Below are 18,054 nucleotides of genomic sequence, written 5' to 3' on the forward strand. Positions count from 1 at the left end.
GCTCCCTCAGACCTCGTACGGCTGGACCACGACGAAGTGGCCCTGCATGCCCATGAACTGCAACGCCACCGATTCCCCGCTCGCGCCGTGGTAGACCTCGCGGGACACCCGCACGGTCGTCGAGACGCTCACCCGCATCCCCGCCGTCCAGGCGACCACCGCGTTCATGTCGGCGAACGTCGGGCCCTGCACGTTGAGGGTCAGCGGGTAGCCGTGGGTCATCACGACCACGGTGCCCTGGCCGCCGACCTGCAGGTGGAACATGCCGCCACCCGGCAGGCCCGGGCTCTCGATACGGCGCACCTCGGTCTGCAGCGTCGCGTCGAACGCCAGCACGTTGTTGGCGTTGACGCACAACTGCTGGCCGTTGAGCTCGACGACGTGCAGGTCGGCCGCGTCCTCGGCGAGGAAGACCTCACCGATGCCCTTGATCGACATCAGCTTGAGACCCTGGCCGGTCATCGCGCTCTCGATGCGGCCGCGGATGCCGCCCGAGCCGCGGTGGTCGAAGTCGATGTCGCCCTGGTAGGCCACCATCGACCCGCGCCGGGCCACCGCCTCCGGCCCGAGCGTGACCTTGACCAGCTTCGAGTTCTGGCGCACCCAGCGGCCGGTCTGCGTGAGCTCGCGGTACTGGTTGAGGCTGTTCATCGCGCCCGGCTGGACGGGCTGGGCCTGCGACGGCAACATCTCCGGGCCGTACCCGGCGGCCGCCGGCGGGGCGCCGTAGCCACCCGCGGCCGGCTGCCCGTAGCCGGGCTGCTGGCCGGGCGCCTGCCCCGGCTGGGCGTACCCCGGCTGGCCACCCGGCGGCGGGGCGAACCCGGTTTGTGCCGGCGGTGGCGGCGCGGCGTACGCGGGCTGCGCCGGCTGACCCGGCGGCGGCGCGAACCCCGGCGCGGGCTGGCCGGGCGGCGGCCCCGGCGGCGGGGCGAACCCCGGTGCCGGCTGCCCTGGCGGCGGGCCGGGCGGGGGCGCGAACCCCGGAGCGGGGCCACCCGGCGGCGGGGCGAAACCGGGAGCGGGCCCGGCCGGCTTCGGCGCTTCCTCTTCCTCCTCCACCTGACCGCCGAAGTCGCGGATCAGGTCGGCGAGGCCACCGTCGAAACCCTGCCCGACGGCGCCGAACCGCCAGACGTCCTTCAGATAAAGGTCGGCGATGATCAGCCCGCGCTCGGTCTTGAAGTCGGACCCGGCGAACGCGAACCGCGCCACCTCGGCGCCGCCCGCGACGATGCGCAGGTAACCGGACTGGATCTGGCCGGCGTTGCCGTTGCCGTCGATCGCCGCGCAGAACGACAACCGGCCGATGGACTTGGGTACCGCACCCAGGTTGACGCGGAACGAGTCGTTGTCGCCCGACTGCTCTCCCAGCCGTTCGATCGACCCGTCGGGCGACTTCGGCTGGTTGTAGAAAATCATGTACCGGTCGTCAGAGAGCTTGTTGTTGACGTCGAGGCCGAAGCAGGAGATGTCCCAACTCGTGCCCGGCGCGTTCAACTGAATCCCGACATAGAGGTCGGTTCCGGCGGTCAACGCCGACAACTGGCTCTTCTGCCCCTTGGTGAACTGCTTCGACACCGGACTCCCCTCGGGGACGCATGCGTTTGCGACGGTCAACTTAGCAGCCCAGGCCAAGACGGCGTGTCCAGAACCATACCCACGCGGAGTGTTATACGATTTGAAAACCATGTTCAATAGCGACCCTGAGGGAGAAACCGCATGTCCCTGACCGTTCCCACCGCGCTCCTCGACGCCGCCGTCCGCGACGAGGTGACCGACGCCGAGTTCGTCGACTGCGTGCGCACCTCGCTGCCCTACGCCTGGTCGGTCGTCTCCGACGTCGCCGACCGGCTGCACAGCGGCGGCGCCGAGATGGCCGACCACGCGACGCCCCCGCCGTCGGAGGCCGAACGCGGGCAGCTGCTGCGCGCCCTGGCCAGCGACGCCATCCGCGGCGGCCTGGAGCGCCACTTCGGCGTGAAGCTGGCGTTTCAGAACTGCCACCGGGTGGCCGCGTTCCACCCGTCGGCCCTCGACGGCGACCGCTACCGCACGTTCACCAGCCCGCGCGCCCAGCTGCTCAACCAGTCACCGGAGCTCGTGAACTGCTAACTTCCGCCGGGTGGACCCGTTCACCGTCGACGTACCCGACGCCGTCCTCGGCGACCTGCGCGACCGGCTCGAACGCACCCGCTGGCCCGACGACCCCACCGGGGCGCCGTGGTCGCAGGGCACCGATCCGGCCTACCTGAAGGCGCTCGTGCGGCGCTGGATCGAGTTCGACTGGCGGGCCGCCGAGCGGCGGCTCAACGGCGTCACCCAGTACCGCACCGAGATCGACGGTGCGACCGTCCACTTCGTGCACCGGAAGGCCAGCCGTGGCAAGGGGATCCCGCTGATCCTCACCCACGGCTGGCCGAGCTCGTACCTGGAGTACCTGCCCCTGGTCCCCCTGCTCGACGACTTCGACCTCGTGATCCCCTCGCTGCCCGGGTACGGCTTCTCGCCGCGGCCGCCGACGCCGGTCACGTACCGCTACGTCGCCCGCCGCTGGCACCTGCTCATGCGACGCCTCGGGTACGACCGGTACGGCGCCGGCGGCGGCGACTGGGGAGCCGGCGTCGCCACCTGGATGGCCATCGACGACCCCGGACCCCTGATCGGCATCCACCTCACGACGCCGGAGATCGACCCGGCCGGCGAGCCCGGCACCGACGCCGAACGCGCCTACGCCGAAGCCACCCGCGAATGGGACGAACGGGAGCGGGGCTACAGCGCGATCCAGAGCACCAGACCGCAGACGCTCGGCTACGGCCTCAACGACTCCCCGGCCGGGCTCGCGGCGTGGCTGGTCGAGAAGTGGCGGTCGTGGACGCAGAGCGGCGGCGACCCGCTGGCCCGCTTCGGCGACCTGCTCCTGGAGACGCTGACGCTGTACTGGGTCACCGGCACCATCACCAGCTCGATGCGCGACTACTACGACAACCGGTGGCACGGCGACCCGGTCCACGCCGGGCACCGCGTCACCGTGCCCACGGCGTTCGCGACCTTCTCGCACCACCTCGTGCCCGAGGGCGACCCGCCGCGCGAGTGGATGGAGCGCCTGTACCGGGTCGAACGGTGGACGCCGATGCCGCGCGGCGGGCACTTCGCGCCGGCCGAGGAGCCCGAATCGGTGGCAACCGATATCCGGATGTTTTTCGCGTCGCTCTGACGGGTACGGCCAAGCCGGCAGTGGTGGCACAAAGCCGGGATTACCTGGGGCGACGGCGCCCGTAGCGTGATTGTCAACACCGAGACTTAGCGCAAGGAGCGTAGCGATGAGCACCCAGGACGTCACCACCCGCACCCGCCGGGTCGACAGCGAGCGCGGCGCGCTGCTGTTGCTGCTGGCCATGGTCGGGCTGATGATCGCGGCGCTGTTCGCCATCGGTGCCTAGCCCGTGGCGAACCGGTCGGGCTGAGCTGCCCGGCGCACCTCTCCGAGAAATCCGGAACCGCTTCCGACCAGCGGATGTGTTACCGTTCCGACGTTGTGGATGTTGGTTTTCCAGATGCTTTGGTAGCGCCTGAGGAGCATGTCCTCGGGCGCTACTTGCATTGCCGGTACTAAGGAGAAGACATGGCTTTGGGCACGGTGAAGTGGTTCAACGCGGAAAAGGGCTACGGCTTCATCACCCCCGATGACGGTGGCGCCGACGTGTTCGCCCACTACTCCGCGATCGCCGCGCAGGGCTTCCGTAGCCTCAACGAGAACCAGCGGGTCGAGTTCGAGGTCACCCAGGGCCAGCGCGGACCGCAGGCCGCCAACATCCGCACGGTCTGAGCTCACACGTGAGGCGCCCGCTCCCCGTTGGGGCCGGGCGCCTCTTCGGTTCATGAACCGGTACCGGTGGGTCATCCTCGCCGTCGGCGCGGGCGCGCAGGGCGCGGCGGCGGCCTACTACTTCGGGCTCGCCACGATCGCACCGGCGCTGCGGGCCGACTACGACCTCAGCCTCACCGGCCTCGGCCTGCTCCTCGCCGCGCCGATGCTCGGGCTGCTGCTGACGCTCGTGCGGTGGGGGCAGGCGTCCGACCGCTTCGGTGAGCGTCCGGTGATGGTGCTGGCGCTGGCCGGCTGCGCGGCCGCCCTCGCGATCGCACCCCTCGGCCCGCTGCCGCTGGTGTTCGTGGCCCTGGTCGCCGCCGGCGCGGCCGTCTCCGGCGTCAACTCGGCCAGCGGCCGGGTGGTGCTCACCTGGTTCCCCGCGCGCGGCCGCGGGATGGCGATGGCCATCCGGCAGAGCGCGGTGCCGCTCGGCAGCGCGCTGGCCGCCGCCACCCTGCCCACGCTCGCGGCGCACGGCGGGTCGCGGGCGGCTCTCTGGGCGATCGCCGGGCTCGAGGTGGTCACGGCGGTCGCGGTCGCGATCTGGGTCCGGGAGCCCGCGGACGCCGTGCGCACGACCGGATCGGCCGCCCGTACCCGGGTCGTCGACATGCTACGGAACGTGCCGTTCATGCGGGTCAGCCTGGCCGGGTCGCTGCTCGCGCTGCCGCAGGTGGTCATCACCGCGTTCGGCGTCGAGTTGCTGCACGACCGCGCCGGCTACGCGCCGGCCACGGCGGCGGCGCTGCTCGCCGTCTCGCAGGTCGGCGGCGCCGGTGCCCGGGTGCTCGCGGGCTGGTGGTCCGACCGCGCCGGCAGCCGGCTGCGGCCGTTCCGGCTGATCGCGTACGGCATCGCCGGGTCGTTCGCGGTGCTCGCGCCGGTGCTCACCCTGGAGAGCGCGGTGGTCGGCGCGGTGCTGGTGACGGCCGGGGTGCTGGCCGTCTGCTGGAACGGCCTGGTGTTCGTCGCCGCCGGCGAGATGGCGCCGCCCGGACGCACGGGCGCGTTCCTCGGTCTGCAGAACACCGCGATGTTCGGCGCGGTGATGCTGGCGTCGGTCGCGGTCGGCGCGCTCGCCGACGTGGTCGGCTGGCCGGTGACCGTGCTGGTGCTGATCGTGCCCGCGGTCGCCGCGGGATGGATCACCCGGCCGGTGCCGGAACCGCCGTCTCCCGCACGCGTCGGTTGAGCGATCGGTGCCGCTCACGCACACTACAGAGCAGGACGGCGGCAGACGGAGGGCGGCAATCGTGACCGGTGCCGAGGCCCACTGGGGGCTCGCGGTCGAACACCAACCCGGGCACACGGTGTTACGGGTGTCCGGCGATCTGGACCTGGAAACGGCCCCGCGTCTGCTGGCCGTCGCCGAACCCCACCTCGCCGCCGCCGGCGCAAACCTGATCATCGACCTGAGCGCGCTGAACTTCATCGACTCGAGCGGGCTGTCGGCGCTGATCCGCATCAACAAACGGGCGGCGGCAACCGACCGGACGCTGGCGATCATCGCGCCCGCTCCCCAGGTGGCCAAGGCCTTCGAGATCACCGGCCTCGACCAGATCCTCCCCCTCCGCCGCTCCGCCTGACCCCCGCCGCCCACCCCGCCGCGCGCCCCGCCCGCTGGCGGGCCGGGGGCAAGTACCGTTGGGAGGCATGGACGCCAACTCGACGCAGGCCGCCGATTCGTCCTCCGGTGCAGGTCCGGCCGGAGCGCAGGGAACACCGGCACCGTCAGCCCCACCGACGGCCGAATGGCCCAGCGCGCCGGCAGCCGGTGAGTACCAGCCCGTCGCCGACGACCCCAACAACTGGGACGGCTCCGAGCCCGACGAGACCGAGCTTCCCCCGGCCGGGCTCTGGCAGCGGATGAAGGCCGACCCCGAGTACGCGCCCGAGCACCTGGCCCTCGAAGCGATCACCCGGCTCGGCCCGGAGGCCAGCCGGTGGGTGCAGCGGACCCAGGCCCGCTACCCGGGCATGCCGGCCGACACGGTCGCCCAGATCGCCGCCCGGCGGTTCGTCACGTTCGCCCGGCTCTCCGGGGCGGCGGCGGGTGCCACCGGGCTGCCCGGCGCGGTGATCGACGTCGGGGTGCTGGCGTGGACGCAGGCCCGCATGGTGCTGCACATCGCGGCCTCCTACGGCGTCGACCCCACCGAGGCGGATCGGGCCACCGACCTGCTCGTGCTGCAGGGCGTGCACAAGTATGCGCAGACCGCGCGGTCGGCCCTCGCCGTCGCCCGTGGGCACGAGACCGTCGACGCGCTGCTGCCGGCCAAGGGGCAGTCGCCCCAGGTGACCCAGGTGTTCCTGCGGCTCGGCTGGAAACTCGCGCAGATGGCCGGCCTGAAGGCGGCGAAGAAGATGTTCGCCAAGATGGTGCCGGGCGCGGCGATCATTCTCGGTACGTGGGCCAATTCCAGTGCGACAAAAGATCTCGCCAAGAAGACGGTGGCGCTGTACCGCAACGCCGCGCAGCATCCGTATCAACTGCCGGCCGGGCCGGGCCAGCCGCAGGCCGACCAGCAGATCGAACCGCGGGCACGGCCATAGCAGTTCGGCCATAACGTCCACGTTTATATCTCCGCAAAGCGGCACATTCCACCAGGGCAGAGCGTGCTTGTGACACCGCCGGCGAAAATCGGTACTTGCCCTGTCATCCCGCGTCTCCAAGAATCCGGGAATAGACCGATGTCGACCTTCGAATCTCGGAGGACCCTCGAAAACATTGACGTCGGTCTAACTGAGAGTCTGCCGACCGGCGGACTCCAGCCCCCAGATGGAGGTACGGATGGGACTCACCAGGTCCGTCCGCCGGGCCGCAACCGGCCTGGCCGCCGCGGGAATCGTCGCCGGAATGGTGCTCACGGCACCCACCGGAGCGTCCGCGGCTCCCACTAGCGCCCAGCTCTCCGCCGCGACAGCCGACCTCGAAGCCACCGCGAAGGTCGCCGGCACGGCATGGTCCACCGACACCGCCACCGGCCAGGTCGTGGTCGACGTCGACCCGACGGTCACCGGCGCCCAGCTGCAGTCGGTCGTCTCGGTCGCCTCGAAGCACGGCAAGGCCGTCCGCATCAACAAGGTGTCCACGAAGATCGAACTGTTCATCAGCGGCGGCGACGCGATCTACTCCGGCGGCTCGCGCTGCTCGCTCGGCTTCAACGTCCGCAACAGCGCGGGCACCAACTTCTTCGTGACCGCCGGCCACTGCACCAACATCGGCAGCACGTGGACCAACGGCAGCACGACGCTCGGCACCCGCTACGCGTCCAGCTTCCCGGGCAACGACTACGGCGTCGTGCAGTACACCAACACGTCCATCACCAAGACCGGCGGCGTCGGCTCGCAGGACATCACGAGCTCGGGCACCCCGAGTGTCGGCCAGACCGTGTACCGGCGTGGCAGCACCACCGGCACCCGCTCCGGCCGGGTCACCGCCCTGAACGCCACCGTCAACTACGCGCAGGGCTCGGTGAGCGGCCTCATCCGCACCACCGTCTGCGCCCAGCCCGGTGACAGCGGCGGCTCGCTGTACGCCGGCACCGTCGCCTACGGCCTGACCTCCGGCGGTAGCGGCAACTGCACCTCCGGCGGCGTCACCTACTTCCAGCCGGTGACCGAGGTCCTCCAGCGGTACGGACTGAGCGTCTTCTAGATCAACCAGCGTCACCGCGGGCCGGGTTCGAACGTGAACCCGGCCCGTCACCATGGATAGAGGATTCTCGTTAGGCTCATAGCTCCTTGTCCCTTCGCCTGTCGGGATGCGCCCTTGTCCCCCACCCGTCGTCATCGCGCCGCCCGGGCCGGCCTGGCGCAGGTGCGCGGCCTGGCCCGATCGGTGGTCGAGAACATGGTGGCGGCGCCCCGGCCCGCGCTGGCCTCGCTGGCCGCCGGCCTCACCGTGGCCGCCGCCGTGGGCGGCCTGCTCTCCCGCACCGCCGCGGTGGTGACCGCGACCGTCGTCGCCACGGTCGGCACCGGCGTGTCGGCTTTCGTGCTGATCCGGCTGTCGCTGCGCATCCACGCCCGGGCCCACTCGTTCGGTCCCTGCCGGGGCGCCGGCTACCTGGGGCTGGGCACCGCCGTCGCGGCCGCGGCCGCCGCGGTGGCCGGGGTGCTCGCGGCGGTGTCCGGGCCATCCGCCGCCACGATGGCACTGCAGATGGGGACGGCCACAGCGGCGACGTCGTACGCGGCCGGCCTGCTGCTCCTCCCGGGCGCCGCGCCCACGCTGGGCATGCGCCTGCGGCACGGCCTCGACGGCGCCGGCATCGGCACGGCGGTCTTCCTGGTCACCTGGCTGCTCGTGCTCGCGCCCGCCCGGCAGGGCCCGCCGTCCGGCGCGCAGGTGCTGGTCGGTTTGACGATCAGCGTGGCGCTCGCCGTCACCGTGATCACCGGGCTTCGGGCGGCCCAGCACCGGCCGCTGGCGATGGTGTGCGCCGCCGGCGTCGCCCTCGCGGTGGTCGGCCTGGCGTTACCGGCGCTCGGCCGGCAGGGTCCCGGATGGTTGCTGGCGGCCGGCGTGGCGCTGGTCTCCGGTCCCCCTCTCATGATCTTCGGCGCGAGCCGCGCGACCAGCGCGCCCGCCGGCGGCGTCGCGACGCCCTACAAGGGCGGCCTCGCGGCGCAACCGCTGCTCGCGGTGCCGGTGGCGGCGGCGGTCGGCGCCGCTGCCTACCACGCGGTCACCCGGGGACAGTTCGACCGGGTCGCCGGCACGGTCGGCCTGCTGCTGATCGGCGTGGTGGTGCTGCGCGAGTCGCTCGGCGCGCTCGACGTGCGCCGGTACGCCACCCGGCTGAGCGAGCAGCAGGCCCGCTTCCAGGCGCTGGTGGCCGGGTCGGCCGACGTCACGATGGTGCTCGACACCGAGCTGGTGGTGCGCTGGCAGTCGCCGGCGGCCGCGCGTCTCCTCGGCCTCAGCGACCAGGACGTGCTCGACCGCCCGTTCCTCGCCCGCGTGCACACCGAGGACGCCCGCCGGCTCGCCGACCGGCTCACCGAGGTGCTCGCCGGCACCGCCGACACCGACGAGCCCGTGCGGGCCCGGCTCCGCGACGGCTTCGGCGGCTGGCGCGACACCGAGTCGGTGATCCGCGACATGCGCTTCGCGCCCGAGGTCGGTGCGCTGGTGGTGCACGTGCGCGACGTCGCCGAGGTGGCCGGCCTGCAGCGCCGGCTCGACGACGCGACCCGCACCGACCCGCTCACCGGCCTGCCCAACGAGCGTCGCCTGCTGGAGCTCGCCGCGTCGAAGCTCGCCACCGGCACCCGCGCGGCGATCGTCGTGGTCGGGCTGCACGGCGTCGCCGGGGTCAACGAGTTGTACGGCACGGCCGCCGGCGACGCGATCCTGGTGCAGGCCGCCGAGCGGATCAGGGCCGACGCCGACGAGGGTGACGTGGTCGCCCGCCTCTCCGGGCAGCGGTTCGCGGTGCTCACCGGGTGCTCGGCGCTGCGCGCCTACCCGCGGGCCGGGCGGTTCGTCGACACGGTGGCCCAGCCCTACGACCTGAGCTGCGGCCCGGCCCGGCTCACCGCCTGCGCCGGCGTGGCCGACCTGCACGGTCCGGTCGAGCCCGACCTCGCGCTGTGGCACGCCGCCACGGCCGCCGACCGGGCGCACGCCCGCGGCCCGGGCCGGGTGGAGGGCTACGACGAGGGGCTGGCGGCCGCGCTCCGCCGGCGCGCCACGATCGAGCAGAAGCTCGCGTCGGCGATCCGGGCCGGCGAATTCGACCTGGTCTACCAGCCGGTCGTCGACCTGCGGCACAAGCTGCCGGTGGCCGTCGAGGCGCTCCTGCGCTGGCGGCTGCCCGAGCTCGGTCTGATCCCGCCGCTGGAGGTGGTCGCCGCCGCCGAGGAGCTGGGCTGCATCGCCGAGCTCGACACCCGCGTCCTGCGCCGGGCCTGCCGGCAACTGGCCCGCTGGCGGAACGAACGCCACGACCTGGCGGTGGCGGTCAACGTCTCACCGTGGCAGCTCACCGGCGACCAGTTCCCGGCCGTGGTCGAAGACGCGCTCGCCCGCACCGGCGTGCCGGCCGACCGGCTCATCGTGGAGGTCGCGGCCCGCGACGTCCCGACGGCGGCCGTGCAGGTGCCGGCGCCGCGGACGGCACCACCCGACGACGTGCCGGCGGGGCCGCTCGCCGCGCTCCGGGCGATGGGCGTGCGGGTCGCGCTCGACCACTTCGGGTCGGGGTCGCTCGGCCTCGCCCAGCTGCCGCAGTTGCCCGTCGACCTGGTCAAGGTCGACCGGTCGCTGTTCGCCGAGCCGTCATCGGCGCTCGTCGACGTCGTGATCACGCTGGGCAACCGGCTCGGTTTCGAGGTGGCCGCGGTGGGCGTCGAGACCGAGGCGGATCTCGCGACGCTGCGCGCCGCGGGCTGCCCGACCGGCCAGGGGAACCTGCTCGGTGCGCCCGGTCACGCCGAGCGGGTCGAGGCCTACCTGGAGGAGCACCGGGCGCGCCTGCTGTGACAAGTTCCTCAGGCCGCCACACCGGGCCGGCCCGCTTGCGGCACTTGGGCAGTATGACCGGATGCAGATCCGCATCGTGACGCCGGCCGAGCATGAAGCGCTGCTCCCGGGTCTCATCGAGGTACTGCGCGACAGCGTCGAGAGCGGCGCCAGCGTGGGATTCGTGGCGCCGCCGGCGTGGGCCGAGGCGGCCCGCTGGTGGCACCGGACACTCGCCGGCACCGACGTGATCACCTGGGTGGCCGTCGACGACGAGGGCCAGCCGGTCGGCACCGTGCAACTGGTGCTGCCGGACCAGGACAACGGCCGCCACCGCGGCGAGATCAAGCGCTTCATGGTGCACCGCGACCGGCGCGGGCAGGGCATCGGCGGCCGCCTGCTGACCGCGGCCGAGGAGGAGGCGGCCCGGCTGGGCCGCTGGCTGCTGATGCTGAACACCCGCACCGGCGGCGAGGCCGAGTCGATCTACGCCAAGCGCGGCTACGGCGAGGCCGCGGTGATCCCGGACTACGCCCTCGGCACCGACGGCCGCTTGTACCCGACCACGATCATGACCAAGGTCCTGGACCACTGACGACGGATCGTGGCGGCCCAGCACCCTGGACCGCCACGATCATGTTCGCCGCGGGATCAGCCCCCGCTGCGCCGGCTGGTGAAGTTGCGCCGCGCCGACTGGGCGCCGCGCGCACCGCCGACCTTGCCCTGGTTCCACACCGGGACGCCGTCGTGGTGGATGGTCTTGCCGCGGGCGGCCGCGCGCCGCTCGGCGCGCGACAAGGGTTCGGCCGGGGCCTCGGCCTCGTTCGAGGCCTCGTCCGGGGCCTCGGAACTGGACGGGTTCGCTGGCATGTGTGCCTCCGGAAGTGCGGGTCTACGAGTGAGACGGATGGACCGCCGCAGTGCCTCGCCGATTTGGGCCTCGCCCGGTTCGGGCCTCGACCGGTTGGTTCCGGGAGGGCAGCAGGAAACGCTTGCGCGGCGGATAGCCGGGTGAGCCGGCAGGGCACGGGCGCGAAAGAGCGTTCAGCTGATCACGAACCAACGGTAACCCACACCGCCCACGAAACCCAGTAAATTCGCCGGACGCTAGCGGGGCGTGCCGAAGTCCTGGGTCCAGACCGGGCTGCGGCCGTCGTAGGCCAGGCCGATGCCGATGTTGCGGAACCCGCAGTTCAGGATGTTCGCCCGGTGGCCCGAGCTGTTCATCCACGCCTGCATCACCGCGGCGGGCGTCGACTGCCCCTTGGCGATGTTCTCGCCGATCGAGCGCCATTTGTAGCCGCTGGCGTCGATCCGGTCGGCCATCTCGTCACCGTTCTGGCTGGTATGCGAGAAGTAGCTGTTCGACGCCATGTCGGCCGAGTGCTTCTGTGCGGCGGACGCCAACCGGCTGTCGTTGGTCAGCGCGCCGCAGCCGGCCTTGGACCGCTCCGAGTTGACCAGCCGCAGCACCTCGGCCGTCGGACCGGTCGCCTCGGTGTTGCCGTTCGTCCCGCCGCCCGTCTGGGTCGGCTTCTTCGTCGGGCTGGTCGCCGCCTTCGACGTCGGCGCCGTCGAGGACGCCGCGGGTGGCGTCGACGAGGCCGAGCCGGAATCGGCGGGGAACGCCCCCGGGACCTCCTCGCCACCGGGCGCGGCGGCCGGCGGCGGCAGTTCGCCGGCGGCGGCCGGGTTGCCGGCCTTGTCGTCGGAGGCCAGCAGCCGGCTGCCCCCGTACGCGGCGCCACCGAAGAGCGCCAGGCCGAGCGCGGCCGCCAACGAGACGCGCACCAGGCGGGACCCGCCGGCCGGGCGGAGGGCAGGGTCGGAGGAGCGATGGGAGACGATCATCGCGCTCGACCGTAGCGGCCGCGGCCGCCGCGAACGTGAGAGGAAACCCGTTCTTAAGGGGGTTCTGAACCCCACTTGAGCCCGGAGCTCCCGATCAGGTGCGGTCACCGAGCAGGTCCAATGTCCGGGTGGACCAGCCGAGCGCCGCCAGGTACGCCTGGGCCAGCTCGCCCGAGTCGACCGGCGCCTGCCCGAGCGCACCCAGGTCGACCCGCTCGTAGGAGTGCACGGTGGCGAGCACCTCGCCCAGCCGGCCCTCGCCGCGGATCAGCGCGGCCGCGACGTCCGGGGTCAGCGGCAGGTGGTGGGCCACGTCGGCGGCCGGCTGGCCGATCAGGTCGGCGACGCCCGACAGGAGACCCACCGTGAACCCGGACTCCGGCGGCAGCCCGAGGTGTTCCGCCACGGTCTGGCACAGCCGGGCCCGGATCAGCACCGCGGCGATCTCGTCCTCGGTCGCCTCGCTGACGTCGCTGACCACCATCAGCGCCACCCACTCGCGCACCCGTTGCACACCGAGCAGCATCACCGCGTCCCGGATCGAACCGACCTTCTGCCGCACGCCCGACGCGGCGCTGTTGGTGGCGCGGAGCAACCGGAAGCTCAGCGCCGGATCCGTCGTGACCAGCGAGACCACCTTGCGCACGTCGACCTCGGTGCCGGTGAGCGCGGTCATCAGGTCGAGCCGCCGCACCGCCGACGGCGTGAGCCCGCGACCGCTGATGACGTGCGCGCGCCCCAGCACGTGCCCCTGGAACAGCTCGAACCCCAGCTCGAACGCCAGGGCCAGCCGCTCCTCCGTCTCGACCCGCTCCGCCACGAGCGTCAGGCCCGGCTGTTCGCGCAGCGTCTCGACGGTCGCGGTGAGCGTCTCCGTGTCGTTGTCGAGCATGTCGAGCTTAACGTACGTGGCCATCGGCAGCAGCCGGGACGCGGTCCCGGTCGGCCGGAAGTCGTCGAGCGCGACCGTGTAGCCGCGGTCGGTCAGGGCTCGGACGCCGGCGCACACCTCGTCGTCCGCCGTGACGGTCTCCAGCACCTCGAGCACGGTCCGGCCCGGGTCGAACGGCACCGGCAGGTCGCCGACGAGGAACTCCCGGGTGAGGTTGACGAAGCACGGCCGGTCGCCGACCAGCTGGTCGAGGCCGAACTCGGTGAACGCGGCGACGATGACCTGGCTGGTGGCGAACGCGTTGCGGCTCGTCGCCGTCGCCGCGTCGGGCCCCGACCGGAAGAGCAGTTCGTAGCCGACCACGTCGCCGTGCCGGTCGTAGACGGGCTGCCTGCCCACGTGGATCGCCCGGGTGGGTGGTGCGGTCGTCACCAACACCCCATCGGCAACCGGAGCGGGCCCCTGAGGCCTTGACGGTGTGAGATCCTGCGTCGCCCGACTCCCTGTTCCGGTGCACCGGCCACGGATAGCGTGACCGGATGCGGGTTCACGAGTTCATCTACGTCGACGGCGGGTGGGCCGACGCCGACGCGGGCGAGCGCATCGAGGTCATCAACCCGGCCACCGAACGTGTGATCGCCAGTGTCCCGGCGGCCGGCCCGGCCGACGTCGACGCCGCGGTCGAGTCGGCCCAGAACGCCGCCGACGAGTGGGCCGCCACCCCGCCCGACCGCCGGGCCGCCCATCTCGCCGCGTTCCGCGACGCGCTCGCGGCCCGCCGCGGCGACGCCGTGGGCACGATCGTGAAGGAGCTGGGCGCGCCGGTCACGCTGGCCGAGCGGGTGCACGTCGGGCTGCCGCTGACCGTGCTGGACTCCTACGTCAAGCTGCTCGCCGAGTACGAGTTCGAGGAGCGCGTCGGCAACTCGCGGGTGTTCGCCGAGCCGGTCGGCGTGGTCGGCGCGATCACCCCGTGGAACTACCCGCTGCACCAGGCGGTGGCCAAGGTCGCGGCGGCGCTCGCGGCCGGCTGCCCGGTGGTGCTCAAGCCGGCCGAGGACACGCCGCTCGTGGCCTACCTGCTGGCCGAGGCCGCCCACGCGGCCGACCTGCCGCCGGGTGTGTTCAACCTGGTGCCGGGCACCGGCCCGGTCGCCGGCGAGGCACTGGTGCGGCACCCGGGCGTCGACATGGTGTCGTTCACCGGGTCCACCGCCGTCGGCGAGCGGATCGGCGAGCTGTGCGCCGGGCAGATCAAGCGGGTCGCGCTGGAGCTGGGCGGCAAGTCGGCCAACGTGATCCTGCCGGGCACCGGCCTCGACGGGCCGGTGGCCAAGGGGGTGGCGAACGCCTACCTCAACTCCGGCCAGACGTGCAGCGCGTGGACGCGCATGCTCGTCCCCTCGAACCGGTACGCGGAGGCCGTGGACCTCGCCGCGACCACCGCCGCGACGTTCACCTGCGGCGACCCGCGCGACCCGAAGACCCGGCTCGGCCCGCTGGTCAACGCGAAGCAGCGCGACCGCGTGCGCGGGTACATCGGCACCGGCGTCCGGGAGGGTGCCACGATCGTCGCCGGTGGGCCGGATTCGCCCCTGGACCTCGGCTTCTACGTACAGGCGACGGTGCTCGCCGACGTGCGTCCCGACGCCACCGTCGCGCAGGAGGAGATCTTCGGACCGGTGCTGGTGATCCTCGCGTACGACGACGTCGACGAGGCCGTGGCCATCGCCAACGGAACCCCGTACGGCCTGTCCGGCGCCGTGTTCGGCCCGGACGAGGAGACGGCGGTGGCGTTCGCCCGGCGCATGAAGGCCGGCCAGATCGACATCAACGGCGGCCGGTTCAACCCGCTGGCCCCGTTCGGCGGCGTCAAGAAGTCGGGGATCGGCCGCGAGTTCGGAACGCACGGCCTGGGCGAGTTTCTGGAGTACAAGTCCTTGCAGCTGTAGGGGAAAGGTAGAGCTAGCTCTACCCCTAAGTCGGGGGCTTACGGGCCCGACTTTCCCGCGGGATCGGCGCAGAGTGAAAAGCGTCAACATCCCGCTGGAGATCGGAGCCCGCGATGCCACCGGAGATCCGCGCCGCCCTGCTGCTGTGGCTCACCGCGCTGGTGGTGCTGGAGGCCGGGCTGGGTCTGGTCGCCGGCCGCGACGGCATCCGGCTGCTGGTCACCGCGTTGGCGCTGCTGCTGATCACCCGCATGGCCGCCGGCCGCAACTGGGCGCGGCACACGCTCACGGTGGTGTTCGGTCTCGGCGCGACGCCGTGGCTCGCGGTCGGCGCGGTGTGGTGGCTCGGCGGCGACGTCGCGGCGAGCCCGACGATCAGCCGGCTGATCGGCACCGCACCCGGCGGGTTGACGTCGTGGATCGTGGCGGCGAGTGTCCTCGCTCACGTGGCGGCGGTGGCCGCGGGACTGGTCTACATGTACCGGCCCGCCGCCAACGCATACTTCCGGGCCGCGCGGCGCGTTTCCGCAGACTCGCAAAACGCCGCAAATGACTACGCCACACCTTTACGATCGTTTCGGGCCAACAGCGTATTCCCGGTACCCCCCACACCGGGTCACCGATCTGGTCCGGACCTGGCACACTGCACTATGGCGCCGGGCCCTTCATCATGATCAGCTCGCGTGCCGAGCCATTCGCGGGGTTTGCCCCGGAGTAGCCCCGCCGCTAGACGCAACGATGGAGGATCTCAACGTGGGAGTCAGCCTCAGCAAGGGTGGCAACGTCAGCCTCACCAAGGCTGCGCCGAACCTGACCGCGGTCACGGTCGGTCTTGGTTGGGACGTTCGTACCACGACCGGCGCCGACTTCGACCTCGACGCGAGCGCGATCATCTGCAACGCCTCGGGCAAGGTCATCTCAGATTCGCACTTTGTTTTCTTCAACAACCTGCGGTCACCCGACGGCTCGGTCGAGCACATGGGCGACAACCTCACCGGCTCCGGTCAGGGTGACGACGAGCAGGTCAAGGTCAACCTCGCCGGTCTCCCCCCGGAGGCCGACAAGGTCGTCTTCACGGTCTCCATCTACGACGCGGAGACCCGCAACCAGTCCTTCGGGCAGGTGTCCAACGCCTTCATCCGCGTGGTGAACTCGGCCGACGACAACGAGCTTGCCCGCTTCGACCTCACCGAAGACGCCTCCACCGAGACCGCGATGGTCTTCGGTGAGCTGTACCGCAACGGCAACGAATGGAAGTTCCGCGCTATCGGCCAGGGCTACGCCTCTGGCCTGCGGGGTATCGCTCTCGACTACGGTGTCAACGTCTGAGGTTTTCTGTCGTGGATCCGCGCCGTGTGCCGGGCAATGACCCGGCCCACGGCGCCGCCATTTCGTGTGTAGAGCGGATGGCGTCCCACGTCAGGGCACCGAGCCGCTAGGGAAGGCCCTCTTGTCCGTTATACGAACGTTCTTCTGGTCTTTCGTGGTGACCGTTGCCGGTCTCGCGGGCGGGTTCTGGTACGGCACCAGCAACCCGCATGACAACCAGACTGCGCTCACCGCTGGGTTCACCGCCCTCTTCCTTGTCGCGATCCTGTCTGTCCTCGAGATCTCGTTCTCGTTCGACAACGCGGTCATCAACGCGACGATCCTGCGCCGGATGTCGAAGTTCTGGCAGACGATCTTCCTCACCATCGGTGTCCTGATCGCCGTCTTCGGTATGCGGTTGATCTTCCCGTTCCTGCTGGTCAGCGCGAGCGCGGGCATCAGCCCGTGGCAGTCGGCCGAGCTGGCCGCCGGCAGCGATGCCGACCAGGAACACTTCGCCGACCTGCTGGTCGAGGCCCACCCCACCATCGCCGCCTTCGGCGGCATCTTCCTGCTCATGATCTTCCTCGACTTCATCTTCGAGGAGCGTGACTTCGTCTGGCTGCGCTGGCTGGAGCGCCCGCTGGCGAAGATCGGCAAGCTCGACCAGCTGTCGGTGGTCATCGCGCTCGCCGTGATCGCCGTGGCCGGCGAGTTCCTCGCCGCCGATGAGGACCGCACCCGCGTACTGCTGGCCGGCGTACTCGGTCTCCTCACCTATCTGCTGGTCAACGGCCTGAGCGACCTCTTCGCCGTCGACGAGGACGAAGACGAAGACGACGACGAGGAAGAGGACGAGGACGTCGCCACCGCGAAGGAAGTGGCAACCGAGGCGGAGGCCGTCCGCGGCGGTCAGGTGTCCCCGGGGCGGGCCGCCGGCCAGGTGGTGCTGGCCACCGGCCGGGCAGCGTTCTTCCTGTTCCTCTACCTGGAAGTGCTCGACGCCTCGTTCAGCTTCGACGGGGTCGTCGGCGCGTTCGCGATCACGCTCGACCCGTTCATCATCGCGATCGGTCTCGGCGTCGGCGCGATGTACGTCCGGTCGCTCACGGTGTTCCTGGTCAACCGCGGAACGCTCGACAACTACGTGTACCTGGAACACGGCGCACACTGGGCCATCGGTGCCCTGGCCGTGATCCTGGTGCTCACGATGAAGTGGCACATCCCCGAGGTCGTCACCGGCCTCATCGGTGTGGGCTTCATCCTCGCCTCGTTGTACAGCTCGACCCGCCGCAACAAGAAAGTCGCGGCAGGCCAGCTGAGTGCCGACTCCGACGACGACGACGATCGCGAGTTGGCGAAGGTCTGAACGACCGACCGACGGTAACGATCTTGGACTCCCGGGCCACGTGTCCGGGAGTCCAAGACATTTACGGGTGGTCCTGCCCTTTTGTGCCGCATACCACGTTCGCGCCACACGCTCCGGGTCCCAGCTTCGCGCGATATCGTGCGCCGGTACGGCCCACATAGACACCGGTACCCGCAGGTGGCACGGCAATGTCATCACACTTTTACCGGTGCACCGCTGACACCGGCCGATCCTCTCGGCCAGGATGTCGGGACCCCGCCGGCGCAGGCCGGCGGCCAACCCGCCGGCGCAGGCCGGCGGCCAACCCGCCGGCGCAGGCCGGCGACCAACCCGCCGGCG

At 71.6% G+C, this 18,054-nt stretch carries 17 protein-coding genes; 13 read left to right on the forward strand and 4 right to left on the reverse strand.

Going from position 1 to position 18,054, the window contains the following annotated elements; all coding sequences use genetic code 11:
• Window positions 1–6 precede the first annotated feature (6 nt).
• A complete protein-coding gene (locus Vau01_RS40295; protein WP_204005027.1) occupies window positions 7–1,581 on the reverse strand; it encodes a TerD family protein in 1,575 nt (524 codons plus the stop codon).
• Window positions 1,582–1,722: 141 nt separating this feature from the next.
• On the opposite strand from Vau01_RS40295, the gene Vau01_RS40300 reads away from it, so the two are divergent.
• The 9 genes from Vau01_RS40300 to Vau01_RS40340 all read left to right on the forward strand — a co-directional run bounded on the left by Vau01_RS40300 (window position 1,723) and on the right by Vau01_RS40340 (window position 10,938).
• On the forward strand, window positions 1,723–2,115 hold the full coding sequence (locus tag Vau01_RS40300; RefSeq protein ID WP_204005029.1) for an SCO5389 family protein: 393 nt from the start codon (window positions 1,723–1,725) through the stop codon (window positions 2,113–2,115).
• Between the two features lie 10 nt (window positions 2,116–2,125).
• Complete coding sequence (locus tag Vau01_RS40305) at window positions 2,126–3,217, forward strand: epoxide hydrolase family protein (protein WP_204005031.1); 1,092 nt, start codon at window positions 2,126–2,128, stop codon at window positions 3,215–3,217.
• Between the two features lie 408 nt (window positions 3,218–3,625).
• Window positions 3,626–3,829: a transcription antiterminator/RNA stability regulator CspE gene (gene cspE / locus Vau01_RS40310; RefSeq protein WP_204005033.1), complete on the forward strand. Its 204-nt coding sequence runs from the start codon at window positions 3,626–3,628 to the stop codon at window positions 3,827–3,829.
• A gap of 52 nt (window positions 3,830–3,881) precedes the next feature.
• Complete coding sequence (locus Vau01_RS40315; RefSeq protein ID WP_204005035.1) at window positions 3,882–5,066, forward strand: MFS transporter; 1,185 nt, start codon at window positions 3,882–3,884, stop codon at window positions 5,064–5,066.
• Window positions 5,067–5,127: 61 nt separating this feature from the next.
• Window positions 5,128–5,460 (forward strand): STAS domain-containing protein, encoded by a 333-nt coding sequence (locus Vau01_RS40320; RefSeq protein WP_275424003.1) that lies wholly within the window; start codon window positions 5,128–5,130, stop codon window positions 5,458–5,460.
• Between the two features lie 67 nt (window positions 5,461–5,527).
• Window positions 5,528–6,427, forward strand: coding sequence for an EcsC family protein (locus Vau01_RS40325; RefSeq protein ID WP_204005039.1), 900 nt, complete (start codon window positions 5,528–5,530; stop codon window positions 6,425–6,427).
• Window positions 6,428–6,665: 238 nt separating this feature from the next.
• On the forward strand, window positions 6,666–7,532 hold the full coding sequence (locus Vau01_RS40330; protein WP_239152241.1) for a S1 family peptidase: 867 nt from the start codon (window positions 6,666–6,668) through the stop codon (window positions 7,530–7,532).
• A gap of 114 nt (window positions 7,533–7,646) precedes the next feature.
• Window positions 7,647–10,364, forward strand: a complete 2,718-nt coding sequence (locus tag Vau01_RS40335) for a putative bifunctional diguanylate cyclase/phosphodiesterase (protein ID WP_204005043.1) — start codon at window positions 7,647–7,649, stop codon at window positions 10,362–10,364.
• 61 nt (window positions 10,365–10,425) lie between these two features.
• Window positions 10,426–10,938, forward strand: a complete 513-nt coding sequence (locus tag Vau01_RS40340) for a GNAT family N-acetyltransferase (protein ID WP_204005045.1) — start codon at window positions 10,426–10,428, stop codon at window positions 10,936–10,938.
• Window positions 10,939–10,994: 56 nt separating this feature from the next.
• On the opposite strand, the gene Vau01_RS40345 is transcribed toward Vau01_RS40340, so the two are convergent.
• The 3 genes from Vau01_RS40345 to Vau01_RS40355 form a co-directional block, all read right to left on the reverse strand.
• A complete protein-coding gene (locus Vau01_RS40345) occupies window positions 10,995–11,213 on the reverse strand; it encodes a hypothetical protein (protein WP_204005046.1) in 219 nt (72 codons plus the stop codon).
• Between the two features lie 237 nt (window positions 11,214–11,450).
• On the reverse strand, window positions 11,451–12,194 hold the full coding sequence (locus Vau01_RS40350) for a CAP domain-containing protein (RefSeq protein WP_204005047.1): 744 nt from the start codon (window positions 12,192–12,194) through the stop codon (window positions 11,451–11,453).
• Window positions 12,195–12,288: 94 nt separating this feature from the next.
• A complete protein-coding gene (locus Vau01_RS40355) occupies window positions 12,289–13,518 on the reverse strand; it encodes an EAL and HDOD domain-containing protein (RefSeq protein ID WP_239152242.1) in 1,230 nt (409 codons plus the stop codon).
• Between the two features lie 107 nt (window positions 13,519–13,625).
• Here Vau01_RS40355 and Vau01_RS40360 point away from each other — a divergent pair, with 107 nt between their 5' ends.
• From Vau01_RS40360 to Vau01_RS40375, 4 genes are all read left to right on the forward strand, one after another.
• Window positions 13,626–15,038 (forward strand): aldehyde dehydrogenase family protein, encoded by a 1,413-nt coding sequence (locus Vau01_RS40360; RefSeq protein WP_204005049.1) that lies wholly within the window; start codon window positions 13,626–13,628, stop codon window positions 15,036–15,038.
• Between the two features lie 113 nt (window positions 15,039–15,151).
• Entirely contained in the window at window positions 15,152–15,712 is a 561-nt protein-coding gene (locus Vau01_RS40365) for a hypothetical protein (protein WP_204005050.1), read from the forward strand.
• 79 nt (window positions 15,713–15,791) lie between these two features.
• Window positions 15,792–16,367 (forward strand): TerD family protein, encoded by a 576-nt coding sequence (locus Vau01_RS40370; protein ID WP_204005051.1) that lies wholly within the window; start codon window positions 15,792–15,794, stop codon window positions 16,365–16,367.
• Window positions 16,368–16,431: 64 nt separating this feature from the next.
• Window positions 16,432–17,715, forward strand: a complete 1,284-nt coding sequence (locus Vau01_RS40375) for a DUF475 domain-containing protein (protein ID WP_204005052.1) — start codon at window positions 16,432–16,434, stop codon at window positions 17,713–17,715.
• Window positions 17,716–18,054: the final 339 nt, after the last annotated feature.

Source organism: Virgisporangium aurantiacum (genome assembly GCF_016863635.1).
Lineage (GTDB): Bacteria > Actinomycetota > Actinomycetes > Mycobacteriales > Micromonosporaceae > Virgisporangium > Virgisporangium aurantiacum.